We start from the raw sequence: 20392 nt of genomic DNA, 5'->3' as shown, positions 1-20392 counted from the left end.
CCTGCTGCGTCATCAGCGGCGCTGTTAATCCGCAAACCAGAAGACAAACGTTTAAACGAGGTGTCCAGGGCGTTACCGCTGTTCATTAACTGACGCTGTGCATTTAACGCGCTGATGTTGCTATTGACGTATAAAGCCATGGTGTTTCTCCTGATAAACTATTTGCGCTGCTAACCATCACTTTGAAAATGTTGCGATGATTTGCCTGATACTTAGTTATCGGAGCTTGCAACCGAAACTTTAAACTTTTTTTTAAAAGCGTATAAAAAAGGGGTTCTGAGGGAAAAATTGCGCGAAGTGTTAAAAAAAAAGACCGGCAACGATTTGCCGGTCATAACGAACAGTCCACAATGGATAATAAGGGGTTATAATCTAACGAATATAATCAAACAAAGAAGTATTGGTTATGCTGCTAAAGGTTTGCTGCACCGCCTGCAATGCAGTTTCTTCTTTCGTCAGGTCGGCAATCACTTTTGAAAAATCTACCTCTGCCAAATCTGCTTGATATTGCTTCGCCAGAATTTCTAAATCGGCGTTAGAGCCATTGATGCTATCCAGTACGTTAATTCGTCCACCGATCGACGAACGGGTTGCAGCAACACTGGTCGACGCAGAATCTATTTCACCTATCGCTTTGGCAATTTTACTTTGATACGCGTCATCAGTTGGTCCCGGCACCCGCAATGCTGTCATCAATTCAGAAATCGTGTTTAAGATATTGGTTCTTTCGGGCGCAGGTAAATCGAAATCAACTTGCCCCGCCCCAGCCGGGCCAGAAATGTTGATTTCCAGCCCATTAAACGAAATAGGCGATCCTGAGGTATAAGCTCCTGTCACCGGCGGCACCAAAGAGACGCCGCCCCGGGTTATTTCATAATTACTTGGTGCGGTTAGCACCACATTAAACGTATTGTCGGCGGGATTTAATTTATCGTAGTTATTTCGATAAAAGTTATTAAACTGAGCCTGATTAGCCACACTGACATTAGCACTGGTAGGCCCTGGCACAGAGATCACCGCAGCGCCTGGCTGCGGCGTTACCTGCACGCTATCAAATACTTTTTTTCCACTGTCATTTACCGGTAGCACGACCCCTGGGGAGACCTGCAACGATTTTTGACCATCGTCACCGTTAAACACGTATTGCCCTGTGCTGGCATCAAGTGAAAACGCTTTAACGCTATCCTGAAAACCGGAAAACAGAAAGCCGCCTTCGACATTGCGGCTATTCATCAGATCAAACAATTGCTGTTGAATACCTTCTAACTCGTTGGCAACCGCTTCCCGCTCAGATTCAGAATAAGACCCGTTACCCGCAGACAGTGCCAACAATCTGGCACGGTCCATTGCCGTTCTGGCCGAGGTCAGAACCGTTTCTTCCACACCAAGGTTGTTTTTAACGGCGATACCATTTTGCTCAAACTGCGCTAACTGCGACAAATTTTGCCCAACGCCCAGCACCTTGGCGCTACCCGAAGGGTCATCTGCAGGCGTCAGAATTTTGGTTTGCTTAATCATTTGATCCTGCGCTTTAAGCAGGCGGCGCTGAGTGTCCAGAATGCCATTTAAGCCCTGGTTAAATTTGGTGTTGAATGAAATTCTCATTGTTACCTCACAGCCTGCAGCAGGGTGTCAAATATGGTTTGCGATGTTGAAATAATTTTAGACGCTGCAGCATAACTTTGTTGAAACCTGACCAAATTTGCGGCCTCTTCATCCAGGCTAACACCTGAGAGCGATTCAAATAAGTTCTGAGTTTGTGAATATAATGCCTCAGCCGCGGCCTGGCCATTCCTGGCTTGGGCTGTTTTATCACCGACAAAGCTTACCATAGTGCCGTACGCTTCGTTAAAACTCATTTGGTTATCGGCATTCGGGGTGGTTACCGCATAGCGGCGCATGGTATCTTCTGTTTGCAGCGCGGCAATTTTTAAGCCATTGCGGTTATCGTTAAAGCCACCCACATTATATTCGATAATAAACTCATCTCCGGTTTGCGGCGCACCGGTAATATTAAAATCAAAACCATAGTTAGCTAAACCTGCCTGGGCCATAATATTATTAAACTGACCGGTTGGTAAAGCCGGGGTGGTTCCGAGCAATGCACTGGTATTATCCCGCACTTCAAACTGATTACCACCAATATAGGTAACCTGAAACGGTGCGCCACTTAACGAAGCTGGCGGACTGAACACTGATGATGCCGGATCGGTGCTACTCACCACCAGTGCGTTTACTTCAGCATTACCCAGGTTATCAACCGCTTCACTACTTCTGATTGGCGATGCTAAGGCAATATCTTCGGCCCGGTTACTAAGCTGTGTTACCTGCCTGGCAGCACCCGCCAGCGGTTTTAACAAGAACCTGTCGCCATCAGCAAAGGCGCCGAGACTATCATTCAAGGTGATCTGTAAACCATACAAATCATCATCCGGGCTGCTGGCCGCGTTTAAGACCGCCGGAAAGCCAGCAACGGTTTGGGTAATGGCAGAGTTAGGAATAGCGTTGCCAAAGCTATCAACAGCTTCGACAATAAAGGTGCTGGGGCTTTCAAAAGTGACTAAAAAATCGTTTGGCGGCAACTGATATGCTCTGCCAGGTTCAATTACCGCAGTCACTGCACCCGCACCGGTATTCTCTTTGTAGCCAAGCCCGTTAAAGCTTGGTAATGCAAATAAGTCTTTACCAATATCACCGTTGCCGGTCATGCCGAGTTTATTTTGTTCATTTAACGAGTCCGCCATTGCCAGCGCTAACTGCCCCAACTGGTTTTGAGTAGGAATAAGCGTTTCGTCCCGAAAGGCCAGTAAAGCACCTAACTGACCACCCAGTTGCTCGTTACCCAGTTGTCTTATAACACCCGGTCTGGCAGTGCTTTGTAACTGTAATTCTTTTACATTGGGATCAGGGTTGCCCTGCAAACTTAAAATACCAAATTCACCATTTTCAATGACCAGCGATTGGCCTGTTGCCATAAACACCAGCTTTTCACCATTGGCGGCATCCAGCACTTTGATCTGAACTTTCTCCGCCAGCTGACGGATAGCCTCATCCCGCTGATCATACAAGTTAAGCGGCACCGGTTTAGAACTGCCAGTTCCATAGTTCGCAATGTTTCTGTTCAAATCGGCCACATTTTTAATCAGGCTATTGGTTGCGCGTAAATCCAACTCCAGCTGCTGATTAATATAAGTTGATTGATCCAGCACCAAATTTGACAGCGTGCCAAAACGGTCAAGTAACGATTCACTGCTGCTGATAATCAGTAATCGGGTTGAGATTGAACTGGGGTCATTATTAGCAGTTTGAAACTTCTGAAATAAATCGTTTACTGCAGTTGAAATGCTGTTGGCCGGATTAGAGAACAAGCCATCAATGCGGTTAGCTTCTGACACATACTGATTGGCATAGGCAAGATTAGTGGTGTCACGCCGCAACTGTTGCAGGGTAAACTCGCTCACTAACCGCTCGGTGGTGCCCTTTCCTACCCCTAAACCCATTTGCTCTGCTTCAAACTCAGTGCGCTGCCTGACATAGCCCGGGGTATTTAAATTAGCGATATTATTACTTGTGGTATTAAGCAGCGTGGAGTTTGCCATCACCGCTGAACTACCAATTTTAAGTAAATTATCTGACATAGGTTGCTCCGTCGCCACTTTTGTTGGCTAACATGCTATTCATCGGCGCCATTGCTGAAATCTTGAGCGGCATTTAATTCGGCCCGCACCTGGTTAAATGCAGGGCTTTGATACACGGCCATTATTTTTTGTGCATAAGCAGGATCGGTAGCGTAGCCCGCAGCCTGTAACTCGTTAAAGTATGCAGCCGGCTCGGCAGCAACCTGCATCGCTTGCTGATAGCGGGGGCTGTCACTAATAAAGCTGGCGTAATCCTGCAAACTTTGCTCTGGCGAGCTGTAAGAACGAAAGCGGGCCTGCTCTTTTTGGGCAACACCGCCACGAAACTCCAGCGTATCAACCACCGCACTATCACCCTGCCAATTGCGCTGGGCTTTTATTCCAAACAAATTAAAACTGTTATCGCCCTGGGCCGTCTTAATCATGCGCTGGCCCCAGCCTGTTTCCAGGGCAGCCTGCGCAATCATTGCCATCGGATCTAAGCCAAGCGCTTTAGCTGCCTGTTTTGCCGCCGGTAATAATTTACGGACAAATTCCTCAGGCGAGCCAATTTGCCAGTCAGGCTTCGTGATCGCCGCTGCCTTGGACACAGAGGCGGGCATCACCGTATTTGCAGGTGCAGATGCTTTAGGTAAATCAGCAATAGCGTTTAGCGTGTGTTTGACGTTGCTGCTAAGTTCGCTGTTGCTCAGTACTCTACTGTTATCTGGTCGCGCTGGTAGCGGGTTAAAACTGGCCGCCCCGGGCATTTTCAGCTCTGTATCCTTGTTAGCGGGTTTAATTGCCGCGGTCGGGTCAAGTTGAGCAACCAGTAAATCGGCCAGACCAAGCGCGCCTTTCTGGGCTAAATCAGTCGCTAGTTGACTGTCATGCATATCGCGGTAAAACTCAGTGGTCTGGCTATTCATCATGCCTTCGGCTTCAAAGGCCGCATTGGCTTTTCGCATACTGCTTAGCAGCATACTCATAAAAATGGATTCAAACTGTTCTGCAGCCTGTCTCAAGCCTGCTTTTTCATCGGTTTTAGCCGCAGTTTTAATATTCTGCAGGCTATTTACATCATGATAAGAGACTTGAGTTTTCGTCAGGCTCATCTTAAATCACCACCAGCTCGCCATGAATGGCGCCAGCTTCTTTTAATGCTTCTAAAATGGCCATTAAATCTCCGGGTGCCGCGCCAACCGCGTTAACGGTGCGCACTAAATCGTCCAGCGTTACGCCCGGATCAAATTTAAACATGCGCGAGTTTTCCCGGTTAACATCAATAATGGAATTTTCTTCAATGGCGGTAACCCCTTCGGCAAATGCATTAGGCTGCACCACTTCTGGGTTTTCAGCAATGGTAACCGTTAAACCACCGTGCGTGACTGCCGCCGGAAATAACCTGACGTCTTTGCCAATGACAATAGTGCCGGTACGGGAGTTAATAATAATCTTGGCTGAATGATCAGCCGGGGCAAACTCTAAATTCTCTAATGTTGACAGATACGACACCCGTTGGGATAAATCGCGCGGCGCCCTGACCTGAACCGAGCTGGCATCCTTTGCATAAGCGGTGTCAGGCCCGATAAACTGATTAATGACATCGGTTAACCTTTTTGACGTGGTAAAATCCGCTTCTTTTAAGTTAAACGTAATAAAATCACCGTTGCCAAAGGGCGAGATAACTTCGCGCTCTACCATGGCCCCATTTGGAATGCTGCCGACGGTTGGCGTGTTAACCAGGATCCGTGAACCATCCAGACCTTCTGCACCTAAACCGCTGACAATTAAACTGCCCTGGGCAATGGCATACACATTGCCATCTAAACCGGTTAAAAACGTTTGCAATAAGGTACCACCGCGTAAGCTTTTGGCGCTGCCTACCGACGATACCGTGATGTCGATAGTCTGGCCAGGCTTGGCAAAGGCAGGCAGTTCCGCATGCACCGCTACCGCAGCCACGTTTTTAATCTGGCTGCGCTGACCTGCCGGTAAATTAATACCAAAATTGGCCAGCATGGTGCGAAAGCTTTGTTCGGTAAACGGGCTTTGCTCGCCAGTGCCAGGTAAACCAACCACCAGACCATAGCCCACCAACTGGTTTGACCGTACGCCTTCGATATCGGCCACATCTTTAATCCGCGCCGCATCTGCCGGTCCAGTTGTCAGCGACAGAGTCAGCAGCAATACCAGATACCCAGCCAGTTTATTCCGGAACATGGTTTTTACTCCTAAGTAGCCTGCAGTGTTCATTTTAAAATACTCATACTGTGACGCAAAACATGGCCATTTTTAAAAAGGCCACATTCTTAAAAAGGCCACGTTATTAAAAAGGCCATAAGGGTCCGTTGAAAAACCGGCTTAACCAACCCGGCGACTGACCATAATGGTGTGCGCCGGTGCCGCTGTATTCAATCCGGGCGTTGGCAATTTTATTTGATTCCACGGTGTTATTCACATCCACATCCTGCGGCCGGATAATGCCGGTTAAGCGAATATATTCTTTGCCGGTATTTAAGGTTAACCACTTCTCGCCCCGGATCACCAAATTACCATTGGCCATGACCTGCAGCACGTTAACTGAAATATCGCCCACCAGGCTGTTACTCTGATCCGCTTTGGCATCACCTTTAAATTCAGCAGTAGAATTAGCGCCAAACTGTAATACATTGCCTGCTACAGACACCGCCCGACCACTAAGACCCACCATTGGGTCGACTGTTACGCTACTGTCTTTGCCCGTTTCGTGCTTCGCCTGTTTGGAAGCCTGGGTGCGCTCACGCAGCACCACGGTAATAATATCGCCCTCATTTCGGGCCTTATTGTCGGTATACAGACTATTAGACTGATGCTGCGCAAACAACGAGCCGGTTTTTAAAACCTGACGCGGTGCTGGTTCTGGCGGTATCGGCGAGTAATACGGATCATCAGCGAACGGCTGCTGTGTTGAGGCACAAGCCGTTAATAATAAGACCGCAGATAGCGCGGACAATACCAGCATAAAAGCACGCATAATGCCTCCACTTATAATTGCTGAATAGCAAAACCCAGCATCTGATCAACGGAAGAAATCACTTTCGAATTCATTTCATAAACCCGCTGTGATTCAATCAGGCTAACCAGCTCTTCAGTCACGTTAACGTTAGAGGTTTCCAGCGAGCCCTGCACAATTATGCCCAGTCCTTCCAGACCAGGAATACCCTGCACCGGATCGCCGCTAACGGCCGTTTCTTTAAACAGGTTTTGTCCCGTTGGCTCTAAACCTGCCGGATTAATAAAGTTAGTCACAGTGAGCTGACCCAGCACCGCATTATCTACCTGACCGGCTAACCGAACCGATACTTCACCATCCTGCGATACCGTAATACTGGTGGCATCAGGGGGGATAACAATATTGGGTTGCACCTGAAAGCCAGCACCGGAAGTCACAAGATTGCCGTCGCCATCAACAGTGAACTGACCATTGCGGGTATAAGAAGTGGTGCCATCTGGCATTAATACCTCAAAAAAACCATGGCCCTGGATCATCATGTCCAAACTATTCTCAGTGGTTATCATATTGCCCTGAGTAAAGTTTTTCTGAGTGGCAACAACCTTAGTACCTGCACCAATCATCAAGCCATTTGGCAGTTCAGAGTTTTGAGAAGAACGTCCACCGGGTTGGTTAACATTCTGGTACAGTAAGTCTTCAAACACCGCCCTGCTTTTTTTAAAGCCGACTGTGCTGGCGTTAGCCAGGTTATTCGAAATAACCGAAATATCACGCTGTTTTGCGTCTAAACCGGTTTTACTTATCCACAGAGCTGGATGCATCTGTTACCTCCCGGGCCTAAGCCCATTAATCAGTTAACTAGCCCATGATCCGCAGCAAGGCGTTTTGCTGTTGGTCCATTTCTTCGGCACTTTTCATCATTTTTACCTGTAGCTCAAATTGCCGTTGCAGGCTTATCATATAGGTCATTTCGCCCACGGCATTGACGTTGCTGCCCTCATAGGCACCATGCAATAAGCTGACATTAATATCGGCGGCGGCAAGCTGGCCATCTTTGCGCCGGAACAAACCGTCAGTGCCCTTAGTAAGGTCAGCGTGTATCGGGTTAACCAGCTTAATTCTGCCGACTTCTTCCAGCGCATTGGCCGGCGCGCCCTGTGGCAGCGCACTAATAGTACCGTCCTGCCCTATTTCTAACTTGGCCAGCGGTACCGGCAGTTGTATTGGCCCGCCATCCCCTATTACCGCCCGGCCGTTAGCGGTTTCCAGCATGCCGGTGGGGCTTAACTGCAAATTTCCGGCACGGGTGTAGGCTTCATTGCCATCCGCATCCTGCACCGCAAACCAGCCATCGCCTTGTATGGCAATATCCAGCTCGCGTTCCGATATAATCATGGGTCCGGCGTCAAAGTTTTGACCTGGCTGCTCGGTCATGGCGAATACTCTGCTGGGCAAGCCAGCCCCGTATGCCTGCATGGCTCTGGCCTGTTCAAAATCTGTTTTAAAACCAACGGTATTGCTGTTTGCCAGGTTATTAGCCCGAACGCTGATGCCGTGCATGTTTTCTTTGGCACCACTCATGGCGATATATAGCAAATGGTCCATAATGCGCTCCGATAGTCATCTCTATATCTTTAAAGCAACTTTGATGCCAGTTAGGCCTGATAGCAAACAGCGGATAAAAAAACACCACCCGGAGGTGGTGTTTCAGCTCAATTAAGCAGCTAGATATTAACGGATCTGCAGCACGGTCTGTTGTAAGGTACTGTTCACTTCCAGGGCGCGTGAGTTGGCCTGGAAATTTCGCTGGGCGCTGATCAAATCCACCAATTCGGTCGTCAGGTTAACGTTGGACTGCTCCAGCGCCGAGGCGTTTACTGAGCCAAAGGTACCGGTATTACCCTGGCCACCTATAGGCTCGCCCGAGGTTAAGCTTTGTTTCCAGGACGTATTGCCTACCTGCTTTAAGCCTTGCACATTGGCAAAACGAACCAGCGTAACCTGAGCCAGGTAAGATGAGTCGCCGTTACTGTAAGTTGCCAGCACCCGGCCAAAAGAGTCAATATCAACCCCGGTCAGGCTGCCAACCGTGGTGCCATCCTGGCTTAAATTATTGACATCAAAGCCAGATGCATATTGTGTGGGCGTGCGGGTGCCAGAAGCATCGCGAAAGTTAACCACCACATCATTAACATACTGCGCACCGTTATCTAAATAGCCATTTAGCGGATCGTTTAACACCGCAGCAGGTAGCCTTATTTCCGGGATTGGTGGAGTGATGAAATTACCGCTGGAATCAAAGCGAATATTATTACCCTGAATTGGCTCGCCCGGAGCGGTTTGGTCATCCCAAACTGCAAAGGTTTCCCATTCTGATGGTGCCGGTGCTGTCGTATCGGTTTTTCTGAAATACGTGGTTAGAATATGCGACTCGCCCAGACTGTCATAAACCGTTACCGAGGTGGAATGATTGTATGTTGCCCGGTCTGTTGGACTAAACGGCACTGCCGCTGTTGGCAAAGCCCGGGAATCCACGTTCATGCTCAGAAACACATTGTTGGTTTCACGTGGCGCCCCCGCTGAAGTCGGTATGGCGATAGGTGAAGAGGTACTTAAACTGACTGAGCTGTTTTCACCGGTTACCGGATCAACGTTAAAGCCCTGCAGAAAGTTGCCGCGGTTATCGACAATAAAGTTATCCTTATTCAGCTTAAAGGCGCCGGCCCGGGTGTAGGTCAGGTCCTGTGACTGTAAATCAGGCGTGGTGGCAAAAAAACCTTCACCGGTAATCGCTAAATCCAGCGAGTTATTGGTAAATTGTAATGATCCCTGATTAAACTGCTGGGCAACCGTGGAGGTAGACACACCGTCACCGACTTTAGTGCGCCCGGATGAAAAAATAGACGTAGCATACACATCGGCAAACTCGGCCCGTGACTCTTTAAAGCCCGTCGTGTTAACGTTCGCGATATTGTTTGCCGTGGTATCCAGATCTTTCTGGGCTGCAGCCAGGCCGCTTAATGCTATTTGAAAACTCATAAATCACCTCACCTTAAACGGTTGCTTAACCGTAAGAAACTTCAAGAACATCAGTTAATTTTACTGCCCCTAACCCAACCAGGTTAAGAGTAATTCCTTTGCCATTGCCTGCCAGGCTCACGCTGGATACCGGCGTAAACACATTGACCGGTATTGATTGGTTTTCACCGGAAAAACTGGCTTCTACTTTAATTTTATAAACACCAGGAGGCATCGGCTCTCCGTTGGCGTCAGTGCCGTCCCAGACAAATTCGTTTTTACCTACTGCCGGATTACTGACGTCAAAATTAGTAACCAGCTCACCATTCGCTTTCTCTATCCGCACCCGCATATTATCTGCCGGCTTATCGAGGTTAATATGGCCACGGGACAGCGTTTCGCCGGTGAAGACTATTTCGTCAGACTGAGTTAGCACGCTGCGCCCAACCAACGAAGATGCCTGCAGTGCCTGATTTGAAGTCATGCTTTCGGCAAAACCCTTAAAGCTCTCATTCAACGAGCCAATACCATCTGCCATGGTAAAGTTAGTCATCTGCGCAATCATCTGATCGTTTTCTACCGGCTTGGTCGGATCCTGATAAGCCAGTTGCTGGGTCAACAGAGCAAAAAAATCTGACTGGGTCAAAGCACCGTCGTTTTTTTCCGGCACTTTATTGCCGCCATCCCAGTACATGCCATCTAATGCCGGGTTATTGTTAATAGTACTCATCTGCTATTCCTTATTAACTCTGACCCATTCGCAACGTGCGCATAATCATTTGCTTTGCCGCATCTGCTGTTTGCACGTTAGTTTCGTAAGAGCGAGAAGCTGAAATCATATTCGCCATCTCTTCCATAATATTGACGTTAGGTTTATAGATGTAACCGTTTTCATCGGCCAGCGGATGATTAGGCGCATACTCTACATTTAGCGGCGCATCAGACTCGACAATGCCCATCACCTTAACGCCGGCGCTATCGCCCTGCTGTCGTCTGGCTTCCGTCAACTGGGTCTGGAATACCGGGTGCCTACCGCGGTACGTTTCGCCAGCACTGCTGCTAACGCTATTGGCATTAGCAATATTACTGGCGGTGGTATTCATTCTTACTGACTGCGCGGTCATGCCACTGCCAGCGATATCAAATACTTTTGAAAGACTCATAATTATTGTCCCGAACCGGTTAGCGCCTTTTTCAATCCTGAAATGCGGCTATTAAGGAAGGTTAAACTGGTTTGATATTCCAGGTTATTTTGCATAACGGCGTTACGCTCGCGATGAATGTCAACGCTATTACCATCACCGGTATCGGCTTGGTCTGGCTGGCGGAATAACGTATCCTTTGCCATAGTAGAGGCAATATGAAAATGCTGTTCGTGAGTGCGGCTGGCGCTTTGTCCGCGGCGGGACTGGGCGAGTTGCAGTGCCTGCTGAAAATCGACATCTTTCGCTTTGTAACCTGGCGTGTCGGCATTAGCAATGTTTTCAGCCAGCACTTCAGAGCGTTTTTCGCGGATCATTAAGGCATGAGGATGCATTCCAAATGCTTTTTCAAAACTGATTGCCATTTTTTTGCCACCTTCTGTCGAACTATGGCAAATCAAATGCAAAACACAGGCCAGTTTTTCAGCAGTTGTAACTAAACTTTTTTGCGGTAAATAATTCCGGGGTTGCAGCGTATCATTTCAAAATCATTATTAACGCTGGAGATAGATTCAGACGCGCCAAGAAACAAATAGCCTCTTGAATTCAGTGACTGGGCGAACTGTTTGATAATTTTAGCTTTTAAATCAGGAGAGAAATAAATAAGCACATTGCGACAAAAAATAATATCAAACTTACCTAATAAGCTATAGCTATCAAGTAAGTTTAAATGGCGAAAACTGACATTCTTGCGGGCGAAATCCTTAACCCGCATCATACCGTTGCCACTGTCTTCGAAAAAACGGCTGCGTCGCTCTGGCGACAAGCCACGGGATAGCGCTAAACCATCATATTCTGCCCGCTGACAATGCTCGAGCATGGTATTGGAAATGTCAGTACCCAGAATATTTAAACCCAGGCTAAATGATCCAGGCCGGCTTTGCTGATATTCCAGCCCCGTCATGGCAATGGAATAAGGCTCCTGTCCGGAAGAGCTGGCGGCAGACCAAATCTTCAGGGTGCGGCAGCTTTTTTCCAGTTCCGGCAAAATTTGTTTCTTTAATAACTCATAAGGATAACTATCACGAAACCACAATGTTTCGTTAGTGGTCATAGCATCTATAACGGCAGAGCGCAGCTGACGCTCAAAAGGACTCAACGTTTTGGCAACTAACTCCGATAACGTAGCGATGTTAAACCGTTGCATCAGGGGGCCAAGCCGGCTTTTTACCAGGTATTGTTTGTTGTCGCCCAACACAATGCCACACTGCTGTTCGAGAAAATCCCTGAACAGCTTGTATTCGCCTTCCTGTAGCTCTTTGTTGGTCACTACTTGCCCTTAATGCTTATTCTGCATGCAACCATTTTTGCACCGATTCTGCCAGCTCATCCGGATTAAATTTTGCAATAAAGTCGTTCGCGCCCACTTTTTTAACCATTTGCTGATTAAAAACTCCACTCAATGACGTATGCAAAATAACATGCAGGTTTTTCAGTTTCGGATCAAGCCTTATCTCTGCTGTCAGGGTGTAACCATCCATGTCTGGCATTTCAATATCTGAAATCAGTAAACCTACTTTTTCAGTCACTGACACCTCACACTCTTTTGCCACCTGCTGCAAGTAAGTTAAGGCTTCACGACCGTTGTGTACCAGGTGCATCTTAACGCCGAGTCCTTCCAGTGCCCTTTTCACCTGGTTGCGGGCTACGGTGGAATCATCTGCAATTAAAATTAACCGGTCTCCCAAATCCTTATTAATGGTTGCGGTGTCTACCGACGAACTACTAACGGATGTTGGTGACGGCGAAATCTCCTCTAAAATTTTCTCTACATCAAGAATTTCTACCAATTCTTTATCAATTTCGGTTATTGCAGTCAGATAACTTTGCTTGCCACCGGTGCCTTTTGGCGGCGGCATAATGGAATCCCAGTTAATATTAATAATGCGCTCTACCGAACTGACCAGAAACCCCTGCACGGAACGATTAAACTCGGCGATAATAATAAAAGCGGTGCTTAGATTACTAACCGGCTTGCCCCCGGTTGCCAGGCTAAGGTCAATCACTGAAATAGTCTGGCCCCTTACATGGGCTATGCCTCTAACCAGCTTGTTACGCTTCGGAATAGCGGTTAATGGCGGACACTGCAACACTTCACGAACTTTAAACACGTTTATGCCAAAGCGTTGCCGGCCCTCAAGTTTAAAAAGCAACAGCTCAAGCCGGTTCTGTCCGACGAGTTGCGTTCGCTGGTTCACCGAATCTAAAATACTGGCCATGTACCACTCCTGTCTTCTACATTATGGCGTTATTATTGCAGCAACCTCTATCGCAATAACAAAGCAGCAGCCATAGTAGAGTGCCGATCACACTAAATCAGTTACTAATTCGGTGTCTGGCAGAAATTAAACGTTGTTATACCAGCAATGGTATAGCGGTTAGCCTGTAAAGCATAGCTGAAACCATATGAACAAGTACGAAAATTTTTATCTGATATTCTTTATCTCATTATTTTTAATCAGTAATCTGAGCTTTGCAAAGCAACCAGAATTATTGCAATACAGCCCAGAGCAATTAACAGAAATGACCGGAAAATGGCTTTCGCAAGAACTTAACCTTGCGCCTGACAGTGGGGTCGAACTGACTGTGGTACCACTGGATAATCGCATTGGTGATAAAGTTTGCGCAGAAACGCCACAGTTCAGTCGCCCACAACACCATTCTTCCAGGCAAATTACCGTTAATATCAGTTGTACTCAGCCCGGCCCCTGGCAACTGTATGTGCCAGTAAAAATCATTGAAATCGTCGAGGCGGTTACGGTGCGCCAAAATATCGCTACAGGAACCGTCATCACTGCCGATATGCTACAGGTCGAAGATAAAGAAAGACGTTTCGTCAGAGGCAATCTGGTTACCGATCCGCGTCAGATAATTGGCGCGCGCAGTAAGCGAGCGCTTAATAACGGACAACTGATTACAATGCAGGATCTTTGCCTTGTCTGTCGTGGAGATGTTGTTACAATACTGATTGACAACAGCGGTCTTAGTGTCTCCGCAAGTGGTATCGCCGAGCAGGATGGTACACTGGGTGATACCATAGCAGTACAAAATCAGCAGTCTGGCAGGAAGATCCAGACCGAGGTGGTTGCTGTTAATCAGGTCAGAGTAAAATTTTAGAAAAATAAATTAAAGTTTTTTAAAGCTCAGCCGTTAACCTGAACATAGGGAACTGGTTTAAGGTAAAGAGGTTCTATCATGGCTATAAATATCAATAACCTGCAGAATACTACTCAGGTTAAAAACGACAAGGTTGATCAGGGGGCTCAGCGTCAGCAAGCCACTGTGCAACAAAATGCGACACAACAGGCAACCCAGCAAGGTGCTGCCCAGCGTCAGGACTCGGTTTCTATTACGCCTCAGGCCAAGCAATTTACTAAATTGCAGGAAAAAGCCAACGCGGCAAGCGGAGTCGATCAGGAAAAGGTTGATAAAATTAAGCAGGCTATTGCCGAAGGCAAATACAAAGTAAATGTTGAGCAACTTGCCCGGCGAATTATGCAATTTGAAGGTGACTTGTTTAATAAATAATGAACAGCCAATTTGAACCTCTGAACACCTTGTTACAGCAACAGCAAGCGCAACTGGACGCGCTGCTTTTGCTATTGCGGCAAGAACTTGCCGCCCTTGCCTCCCGCGATATAGAAGCACTCAACACGCTTACTACTGAGAAACAACAAACCTTAACTGAAATTCAAACTACGGACGCCAGCATTGCTGCAAGCGAACAGTTACAAGCCGCACGCGCTGAGCCCTGGTTTAAACAGCAAATCGGTAAATTGGAAGACAGTCTGGCAAGCTGTAAACAACAAAATGACGTTAATCAGATCACGTTGGAGCAAAGTCAGCTTACCCTGCAGCGGCTGAAAACGGAGTTGTTATCAGCCAGAGGAAAATCGGGTTTAACCTACACCAATAAAGGCAAGCCAACGGTTGATAACATTGGCAAAGGCATTAAGGCCTGATCCCCCTGCTAAACTGCGCTGCTTAACCACCTGCTTTTTCTGTGTAACTTCAATAATTCTGTAAAACTTCAGTAATAGTGAATGCTTTTTATCGTCTGACGCGGATACACATTTTGGTATAAGTGATACACCTGCTCAAAATCAAGCTCAAGCTCAGTAATATAGGCATCATCCACTGCATAGGTTTTCACCACTCTGGCGCCACGAATAACCCCTTGTACTGATGTACCGAACTGGTCATTGCCCGCTACCATCGACTTAACACTGTTAGTGCTGTCAATTCTTTGGCCATACACCTGTTCAGCTAATTCACGATAAGCTTCCAGCTTTGACGCCCTCATGGCCAGCAATATTTTCTGACTGTCAGACTCCCCCGGCTGCAATGAGATTGGTGCCATACCTACGGCCTGCAACAGTGGAAATGCATCAGGCTTAACCGGCACATACTCGATATGCTTGTCGAAAAGCTGACTGCAGCCAACAAGTAATAAGGCACATAACAGTGCAGAAAAAGTAAAAACCGTTAATTTCATCATTTAGCATCCGTCATCAGGGTTTAGTGGCGCAATGCGCCCGGGCATTTAGCAGCAAGTACTTAAAAATAAATTCTTGACCATCATCAATAAGCAAAATTTGCGCCATCTTCTTAAATTTCAGTCAAAGGTCAACACAACCATGCGGTGTAAGCAAAGTAAGGCATAGTTTTTGCTTTAATTACCACATGACGCTTTTATCAACGTATTTTTGGCGGGTTATGAAATTACCATTATTAGTCAGCGCCTGCTGTACTCTGCTCTTAAGCAGCCCACTGTCTGCCAACTGGTTTGAAATGACTGGCCAGGCTGCCATAGAACACGGTGATGTCGCTAAGGCCAAGCAGGCCGCTATCAGTGATGCCCTGGAACGGGCGGCTTTGTTTGCCGGTGTCAGGGTATCGAGCCAGCAGCAATTGGTTGCCGGTGTAATGCAACAACATCAGCTTACGCTGGACAGCAATTCAGAGATAAGAGAAATCAGGCTGCTCAGTGAAAACTATGGCAGCGAATTTGTTACCGTTACCCTGCAGGCCGAAATATTGCCGCAACAACAACTGTGCAAAGGCAGCCATCAGAAAAAACCACTTTTACTGACCCAGGTTGAGCTTGGTGCGCGACGCGACGCCATTTATGGTCAACTATTTGAGCTGGATAAAAACGCTACTGCCCAATTGTCACGCCACTTACAGGATTATTCTCCTGCACTGCTGGTCACTGCCGTTGACTATAGTCTGAAACCTGAGCTGATGACCGACAGCATCAACCGCCAGCTTTTCACCGACGGCCAACAGTTTGTACTGGTAACCAATATCACTGATTTGTCCTTAGGTAAGCGCACTAACCGGTTTTGGCAGGACGATAGCTTCGAGCGTTTTTTTGCGCTTGATGTTGCCTTGTATGACCTTTTCGACAACCAGTTGGTATACCAGCAACAATATCGTACTCAGGCAGAGTGGAACAGCGAACTGAAGGTAGCAGGCAGCCACAGTCAGCAGTTTTGGTTGCAGCCGTACGGCCAGAAAATTGATACGGTGCTAAAAGCCGTCGCTAAAGACATCCAGCAACACACCCAGTGTCAGGGCCTTTTGGCTCAGGTAAGTCATATTGATCAACACCAGGTTGCTATTAATAAAGGCTCCCGCCAGGGTTTACAGCTGGGTGACAATGTTACAGTGATGCAAATCCAGCGCTTTGCCGGTAAAGATGGCCTGGAAAAGCTGCATAAAAGCCCGGTAACCCTGAGAATTACCGACATCAGCAGCGACAATGCCTGGGCAAGTGCCAGCACCCCTACCCTGGTAAGCCACTTGCAAATCGGTGACCTGATAAGCATCAACAGTTCCGGTTTATAAAAAACGCCAGCATTAAACGAGTAATAGCGACCCGTTTTGTCGTTCACTTGACCCGTTTATTCTGTTAAACTTTCGCGCGTTAATTCCCGCACAATTGCCCTATAGTTAAATGGATATAACGGCCCCCTCCTAAGGGGCAGTTGCAGGTTCGATTCCTGCTGGGGCAGCCAATAAGTCGTTCAGCGTGGTTAAGCAAGGTTTGATAAGGTTCGGCAAAGCCAATAAAAATAAGGCTTGTAGTTGATCTTGTGGTTCGAGTTAGTTCAATATGGTTCAACTGGGACAACGAATTTTGATACTACGGATGATACTACAGCCCCTTGTAGTGCAAAGCTGTAGTATCATAAGGCTAAAAATGGCAATAAAAACAAACCCGTTAAGTGACACGGAAGTTCGCTCAGCGAAGCCAAAAGAAAAGCTTTATTCGCTGTATGATGGCGACGGTTTAGAGCTGCGGATCACAAAGGCTGGCAGCAAAAGCTGGCTATTCCGATACAAGCGCCCGCACATCGGTAAAACAAATTACATTAAGATTGGATCCTATCCTGAAACCTCATTGGCTCAGGCCAGAAAGCTGCGTTCTGAATACCGTGAACTGTTAGAAAAAGACGTTGACCCACAAAAGTGGATTGATGATCGAGCCGGCCGGCGCCGGCGGGAAGTTAGCACCACACTTAAAAACGTTGCTGAGAAATGGTTTGCTGTCAAATTTTCTGAGGTTAGCGAGCGGCATGCATCAAATATTCGCAGTTCGTTTGATCATCATGTATACCCTACCCTTGGCAATTATCCCGTCAGTGAATTGACAGCACCATTAGTTATCGATGCGTTACAACCTTTAGAAGCAGCGGATAAACGCGAAACCATTACACGGGTATGTCAAAGACTTAATGAAATGATGACATGGTGTGTTAATACCGGCATTTTGCAGCACAATCCGCTGGCCGGAATAAAGGCAGCCTTTGCAAGAGCGGAAACAACTAACATGCCGACCATTAGGCCAGAGCAGCTGCCGGATTTAATGCGATCATTAAGCTACGCGCAAATTCGCGTTATGACACGCTGCTTAATAGAGTGGCAATTGCATACTATGGTTCGGCCAGCAGAAGCAGCCGGGGCAAGATGGGATGAAATTGACACCAACAAGATGCTATGGACAATTCCGCCCGAAAGAATGAAAAAAAAGCGTGCCCATGTTGTGCCTTTGACCCCGCAAACATTAGCGCTGCTACATTTTATAAAACCTATAAGCGGCCGGTCAGAATACTTATTCCCGAGCGAACGTAACCAAGGCCGGCCAACCCATTCAGAAACAGCCAACCGGGCACTTCAGCGCATGGGTTATAAGGGCGTTCTTGTATCACACGGCTTGCGATCTTTAGCCAGCACCACGATGAATGAAATCGGTTTTGATGATGACCTAATTGAGTCCTCGTTAGCACACAAGGGTAAAGACCAGGTTAGGTCAGCATATAACCGAGCCACCTATCTGGAACGCCGGCGTAAGCTAATGGAATGGTGGAGTGATCACATAGAGGAAGCGGCCACCGGTAAGATGGCTATGGCTGGTAAGAAAGGATTAAAAATTGTTTAAGGCAATGATAGGGAATTAGATGAAATTCATAACTGACCCGGTAATCGTTTTGACCTGCTTATTATTGCTGGCTGTAGGGTATATTTTTGGCATGTCTGCTGGAATACTAATTGAAGTAAAGCTTACTGACTGGCTAACGTCATTTGGAACAATTGGGGCAGTGATTGCTGCAATGTGGGCGGTAAATGAAAATCATCGACGTGACACATACAAATTAAAGGTTTCAGCAACAATTGTGGAGAAGCCAAAATATTTTACGATGGATGGTTTTAAAGGACGTACAGAGGTCAGCAACATCCCAAAAGTTACTCTACGAGTAGTTAACACCGGCACAAGACCAATAACATTGGAAGCTCTATCTATAAGAGATAAGTTTGGGGTTTATAGTAAGAGGCTGCTACAAGTTTATTTAGAACCACAGAAAGGTAGTTTTCCTGTTCTTCAGCCAGGTGCATTTTATGAGTTAGTAATTAGTCAATCAGAGGCAGGGGAATGCATGGAGCAAGTTATGTCAAAAGAGTACTTCATTATTGACGCTTTAGAAAAATATCACAAAGCATCCACAATCCTTAACTCTAAAAATATAACCATAGTGCAAGGTGAATAGCTAACCCACTACCTTGACATGGTAGGGGTCGGTGGTTCGAGTCCACTAGGACGCACCAAAAATTACAATAAAAGCAGCGCTTTATGGGCGCTGTTTTTGTTTAGGCATTTCTTGTATAAAAATATTATCAAAATTTTATAAAAATACAGTAGTACACTGTATAAGATAAACCGCCCAATATCAGAGATGGATTCGAACCCTCTGCCTTTGTTTTGCTGTCCGCCCCTGTCCTTTACTGGCAGGGGTTTCAACGGTAGCTGTTGGACAGTTGCGGACTGAAGCGGTCTTTGTACTGCCCCAATTTTGTCCCACGACAAACCATACTGAGGAAGCTGCCACTGGTAAGATGGCTATGGGCGGTAAAAAAGCACTGAAAGCTGTTTGAAAGTGACAAATTTTAAGAAATTTTTCCAGTTCGATTTTTTTCACCAATAGATTTTTAAAATATCGAACATTAAATTCAAAAACACTTATTACATTGGAAAAACTCAAAATGAGTTTCCCCCAGCCGGCCGCGTCAAGAAATGACTATTTATCTTATTGTATATTCAATAGAATATTTCATTTCTATTTTTTAGAAAGAAAATAGCGCTCAAAATTCATTATCGCTGACGCAGATCTTTGCTTTGCTGAATTATAGTTATTAAAGTTGCCTCAGTAAATTGAATTTGGGGTAACTACAATGACTTATAGATCAGAAATAGAGTGGAATGTTGCAGTCGATGATTTAGATAGCAGCAGTGCTGGCCTAATGCTGGCTGAACGTTTCATCGCTTCTTTAACACTGGACAGTAATATTCATCAGCGCGATGATCTTGTGAAAATATTGTCATATCTACAGTTTAATAGACTTGAAAACACCAAGGCAGCCCAAGGCTTCATTTCAAAAATTAACTTTGTGCTGCGCGAATATGGTTCTTTTACTCGCTAATCATAAATTAGGCCATTCGATATTGTCTGGCCAGCCAGGCTGATCTGTAATATCTCGCAAGGCCTGCCGGTATTCGGTGACACCCGCTGGCGCCGGTGGCGCATCTTGCAGCATGTAAAAATCAGTTTCTTTTAATAGCTGATCACGCTTTTCGCGGGCTTGTTGAGCCAATACTTCCAGCTGCTCAGCAGCCTTTTGCTCAGCCGTTTTTAGTGTATTCCATTTAATCGGCATTTGTTACCTCTTGCTCTGGTTCAGGTTCAGGTTCGGTTTCAACCGGCTTATAAACAATAGGATCCGGGCACTGGCCATCTATTACAGTAAAGGTATAGCTGTCCCAATTTGCTGACTGAATAGGCTCAGCTAATGCAGAGTTGTACTGGTATTCGAGTTTGAATTGCAGCTCGCCGTTTATACGGCTTATAACGCCAATAAACGGGCTGTCCGCTTCAACGGTGGCACCATCAGGCAACGGTGCCAGGTCGTAAGTTTCGCCACGGTAAGTAACGGTGTCGCCGGTAACAAACGGTAGTTGGTCAGCAACAGCTGATGCAGTTGGTGATAGTATGATTTTCATA

The 20392-nt window shown here is 46.7% G+C and carries 24 protein-coding genes, 1 tRNA gene and 1 pseudogene; 8 read left to right on the top strand and 18 right to left on the bottom strand.

The genetic code is table 11. The features are described 5' to 3' along the window. The 14 genes and pseudogenes from B2X65_RS17310 to B2X65_RS17245 all read right to left on the bottom strand — a co-directional run. Positions 1-140, bottom strand: a pseudogene (locus B2X65_RS17310) (flagellin); the annotation flags it as partial. 232 nt (positions 141-372) lie between these two features. Beyond that, positions 373-1605, bottom strand: coding sequence for a flagellar hook-associated protein FlgL (flgL, locus tag B2X65_RS17305; RefSeq protein WP_290614810.1), 1233 nt, complete (start codon positions 1603-1605; stop codon positions 373-375). Positions 1606-1607: 2 nt separating this feature from the next. Next, positions 1608-3638, bottom strand: coding sequence for a flagellar hook-associated protein FlgK (flgK, locus tag B2X65_RS17300; protein ID WP_290614808.1), 2031 nt, complete (start codon positions 3636-3638; stop codon positions 1608-1610). 35 nt (positions 3639-3673) lie between these two features. Then, entirely contained in the window at positions 3674-4732 is a 1059-nt protein-coding gene (gene flgJ, locus B2X65_RS17295) for a flagellar assembly peptidoglycan hydrolase FlgJ (protein WP_290614806.1), read from the bottom strand. Between the two features lies 1 nt (position 4733). After that, the gene (locus B2X65_RS17290) at positions 4734-5840 is read right to left on the bottom strand and encodes a flagellar basal body P-ring protein FlgI (protein WP_290614804.1); all 1107 of its coding nucleotides are present in this window, start codon (positions 5838-5840) and stop codon (positions 4734-4736) included. A gap of 106 nt (positions 5841-5946) precedes the next feature. After that, positions 5947-6633 carry a flagellar basal body L-ring protein FlgH gene (gene flgH / locus B2X65_RS17285; RefSeq protein ID WP_290614803.1) on the bottom strand — a complete coding sequence of 229 codons (687 nt, stop codon included), beginning with the start codon at positions 6631-6633 and terminating at the stop codon, positions 5947-5949. Positions 6634-6644: 11 nt separating this feature from the next. Further along, positions 6645-7433 (bottom strand): flagellar basal-body rod protein FlgG, encoded by a 789-nt coding sequence (gene flgG / locus B2X65_RS17280; RefSeq protein ID WP_097112206.1) that lies wholly within the window; start codon positions 7431-7433, stop codon positions 6645-6647. Positions 7434-7470: 37 nt separating this feature from the next. Beyond that, positions 7471-8217, bottom strand: a complete 747-nt coding sequence (flgF, locus tag B2X65_RS17275; RefSeq protein WP_290614800.1) for a flagellar basal-body rod protein FlgF — start codon at positions 8215-8217, stop codon at positions 7471-7473. 126 nt (positions 8218-8343) lie between these two features. Further along, positions 8344-9651 (bottom strand): flagellar hook protein FlgE, encoded by a 1308-nt coding sequence (gene flgE / locus B2X65_RS17270; RefSeq protein WP_290614798.1) that lies wholly within the window; start codon positions 9649-9651, stop codon positions 8344-8346. A gap of 25 nt (positions 9652-9676) precedes the next feature. Continuing rightward, on the bottom strand, positions 9677-10360 hold the full coding sequence (locus tag B2X65_RS17265) for a flagellar hook assembly protein FlgD (RefSeq protein ID WP_290614796.1): 684 nt from the start codon (positions 10358-10360) through the stop codon (positions 9677-9679). 13 nt (positions 10361-10373) lie between these two features. Further along, entirely contained in the window at positions 10374-10793 is a 420-nt protein-coding gene (gene flgC, locus B2X65_RS17260; protein WP_290614794.1) for a flagellar basal body rod protein FlgC, read from the bottom strand. A gap of 2 nt (positions 10794-10795) precedes the next feature. Continuing rightward, positions 10796-11197, bottom strand: coding sequence for a flagellar basal body rod protein FlgB (gene flgB, locus B2X65_RS17255; protein WP_290614792.1), 402 nt, complete (start codon positions 11195-11197; stop codon positions 10796-10798). A 71-nt stretch (positions 11198-11268) separates the two neighbouring features. Then, positions 11269-12102: a CheR family methyltransferase gene (locus tag B2X65_RS17250; RefSeq protein ID WP_290614790.1), complete on the bottom strand. Its 834-nt coding sequence runs from the start codon at positions 12100-12102 to the stop codon at positions 11269-11271. Positions 12103-12118: 16 nt separating this feature from the next. Further along, entirely contained in the window at positions 12119-13051 is a 933-nt protein-coding gene (locus B2X65_RS17245) for a chemotaxis protein CheV (protein WP_290614788.1), read from the bottom strand. Between the two features lie 187 nt (positions 13052-13238). On the opposite strand from B2X65_RS17245, the gene flgA reads away from it, so the two are divergent. The 3 genes from flgA to flgN all read left to right on the top strand — a co-directional run bounded on the left by flgA (position 13239) and on the right by flgN (position 14794). Continuing rightward, positions 13239-13949: a flagellar basal body P-ring formation chaperone FlgA gene (flgA, locus tag B2X65_RS17240; RefSeq protein WP_290614787.1), complete on the top strand. Its 711-nt coding sequence runs from the start codon at positions 13239-13241 to the stop codon at positions 13947-13949. A 78-nt stretch (positions 13950-14027) separates the two neighbouring features. Further along, positions 14028-14360 carry a flagellar biosynthesis anti-sigma factor FlgM gene (flgM, locus tag B2X65_RS17235; RefSeq protein ID WP_290614786.1) on the top strand — a complete coding sequence of 111 codons (333 nt, stop codon included), beginning with the start codon at positions 14028-14030 and terminating at the stop codon, positions 14358-14360. Further along, a complete protein-coding gene (flgN, locus tag B2X65_RS17230; RefSeq protein ID WP_290614784.1) occupies positions 14360-14794 on the top strand; it encodes a flagellar export chaperone FlgN in 435 nt (144 codons plus the stop codon). Before flgM ends, flgN begins: the two co-directional genes overlap by 1 nt. Positions 14795-14862: 68 nt before the next feature. Here flgN and B2X65_RS17225 read toward each other — a convergent pair whose 3' ends face one another. Then, complete coding sequence (locus B2X65_RS17225) at positions 14863-15330, bottom strand: LPP20 family lipoprotein (protein WP_290614782.1); 468 nt, start codon at positions 15328-15330, stop codon at positions 14863-14865. Positions 15331-15548: 218 nt separating this feature from the next. On the opposite strand from B2X65_RS17225, the gene B2X65_RS17220 reads away from it, so the two are divergent. The 4 genes from B2X65_RS17220 to B2X65_RS17205 all read left to right on the top strand — a co-directional run bounded on the left by B2X65_RS17220 (position 15549) and on the right by B2X65_RS17205 (position 18883). After that, positions 15549-16682 (top strand): flagellar assembly protein T N-terminal domain-containing protein, encoded by a 1134-nt coding sequence (locus B2X65_RS17220; RefSeq protein WP_290614780.1) that lies wholly within the window; start codon positions 15549-15551, stop codon positions 16680-16682. Between the two features lie 95 nt (positions 16683-16777). Beyond that, positions 16778-16852: transfer RNA gene (locus tag B2X65_RS17215), tRNA-Arg, on the top strand. Positions 16853-17037: 185 nt separating this feature from the next. Next, a complete protein-coding gene (locus B2X65_RS17210) occupies positions 17038-18276 on the top strand; it encodes an integrase domain-containing protein (protein WP_290614778.1) in 1239 nt (412 codons plus the stop codon). A 19-nt stretch (positions 18277-18295) separates the two neighbouring features. Then, complete coding sequence (locus B2X65_RS17205) at positions 18296-18883, top strand: hypothetical protein (protein ID WP_290614776.1); 588 nt, start codon at positions 18296-18298, stop codon at positions 18881-18883. Positions 18884-19063: 180 nt separating this feature from the next. Here the strand turns inward: B2X65_RS17205 and B2X65_RS17200 are convergent, their stop codons facing one another. Continuing rightward, positions 19064-19375 (bottom strand): hypothetical protein, encoded by a 312-nt coding sequence (locus B2X65_RS17200; RefSeq protein ID WP_290614774.1) that lies wholly within the window; start codon positions 19373-19375, stop codon positions 19064-19066. Between the two features lie 190 nt (positions 19376-19565). Here B2X65_RS17200 and B2X65_RS17195 point away from each other — a divergent pair, with 190 nt between their 5' ends. Next, entirely contained in the window at positions 19566-19814 is a 249-nt protein-coding gene (locus tag B2X65_RS17195) for a hypothetical protein (RefSeq protein WP_290614772.1), read from the top strand. Here the strand turns inward: B2X65_RS17195 and B2X65_RS17190 are convergent, their stop codons facing one another. Further along, on the bottom strand, positions 19815-20048 hold the full coding sequence (locus B2X65_RS17190) for a phage tail assembly chaperone (RefSeq protein ID WP_290614770.1): 234 nt from the start codon (positions 20046-20048) through the stop codon (positions 19815-19817). Next, the gene (locus B2X65_RS17185; RefSeq protein ID WP_290614768.1) at positions 20038-20391 is read right to left on the bottom strand and encodes a hypothetical protein; all 354 of its coding nucleotides are present in this window, start codon (positions 20389-20391) and stop codon (positions 20038-20040) included. The genes B2X65_RS17190 and B2X65_RS17185 overlap by 11 nt, the downstream gene beginning before the upstream one ends. Between the last annotated feature and the right edge of the window lies 1 nt (position 20392).

Origin of the sequence: Arsukibacterium sp. UBA3155 (assembly GCA_002364615.1) — a bacterium.
GTDB lineage: Bacteria > Pseudomonadota > Gammaproteobacteria > Enterobacterales > Alteromonadaceae > Alishewanella.
Note: the sequence above shows the minus strand (reverse complement) of the source record. Positions and strands in the feature narration are given on the sequence as shown.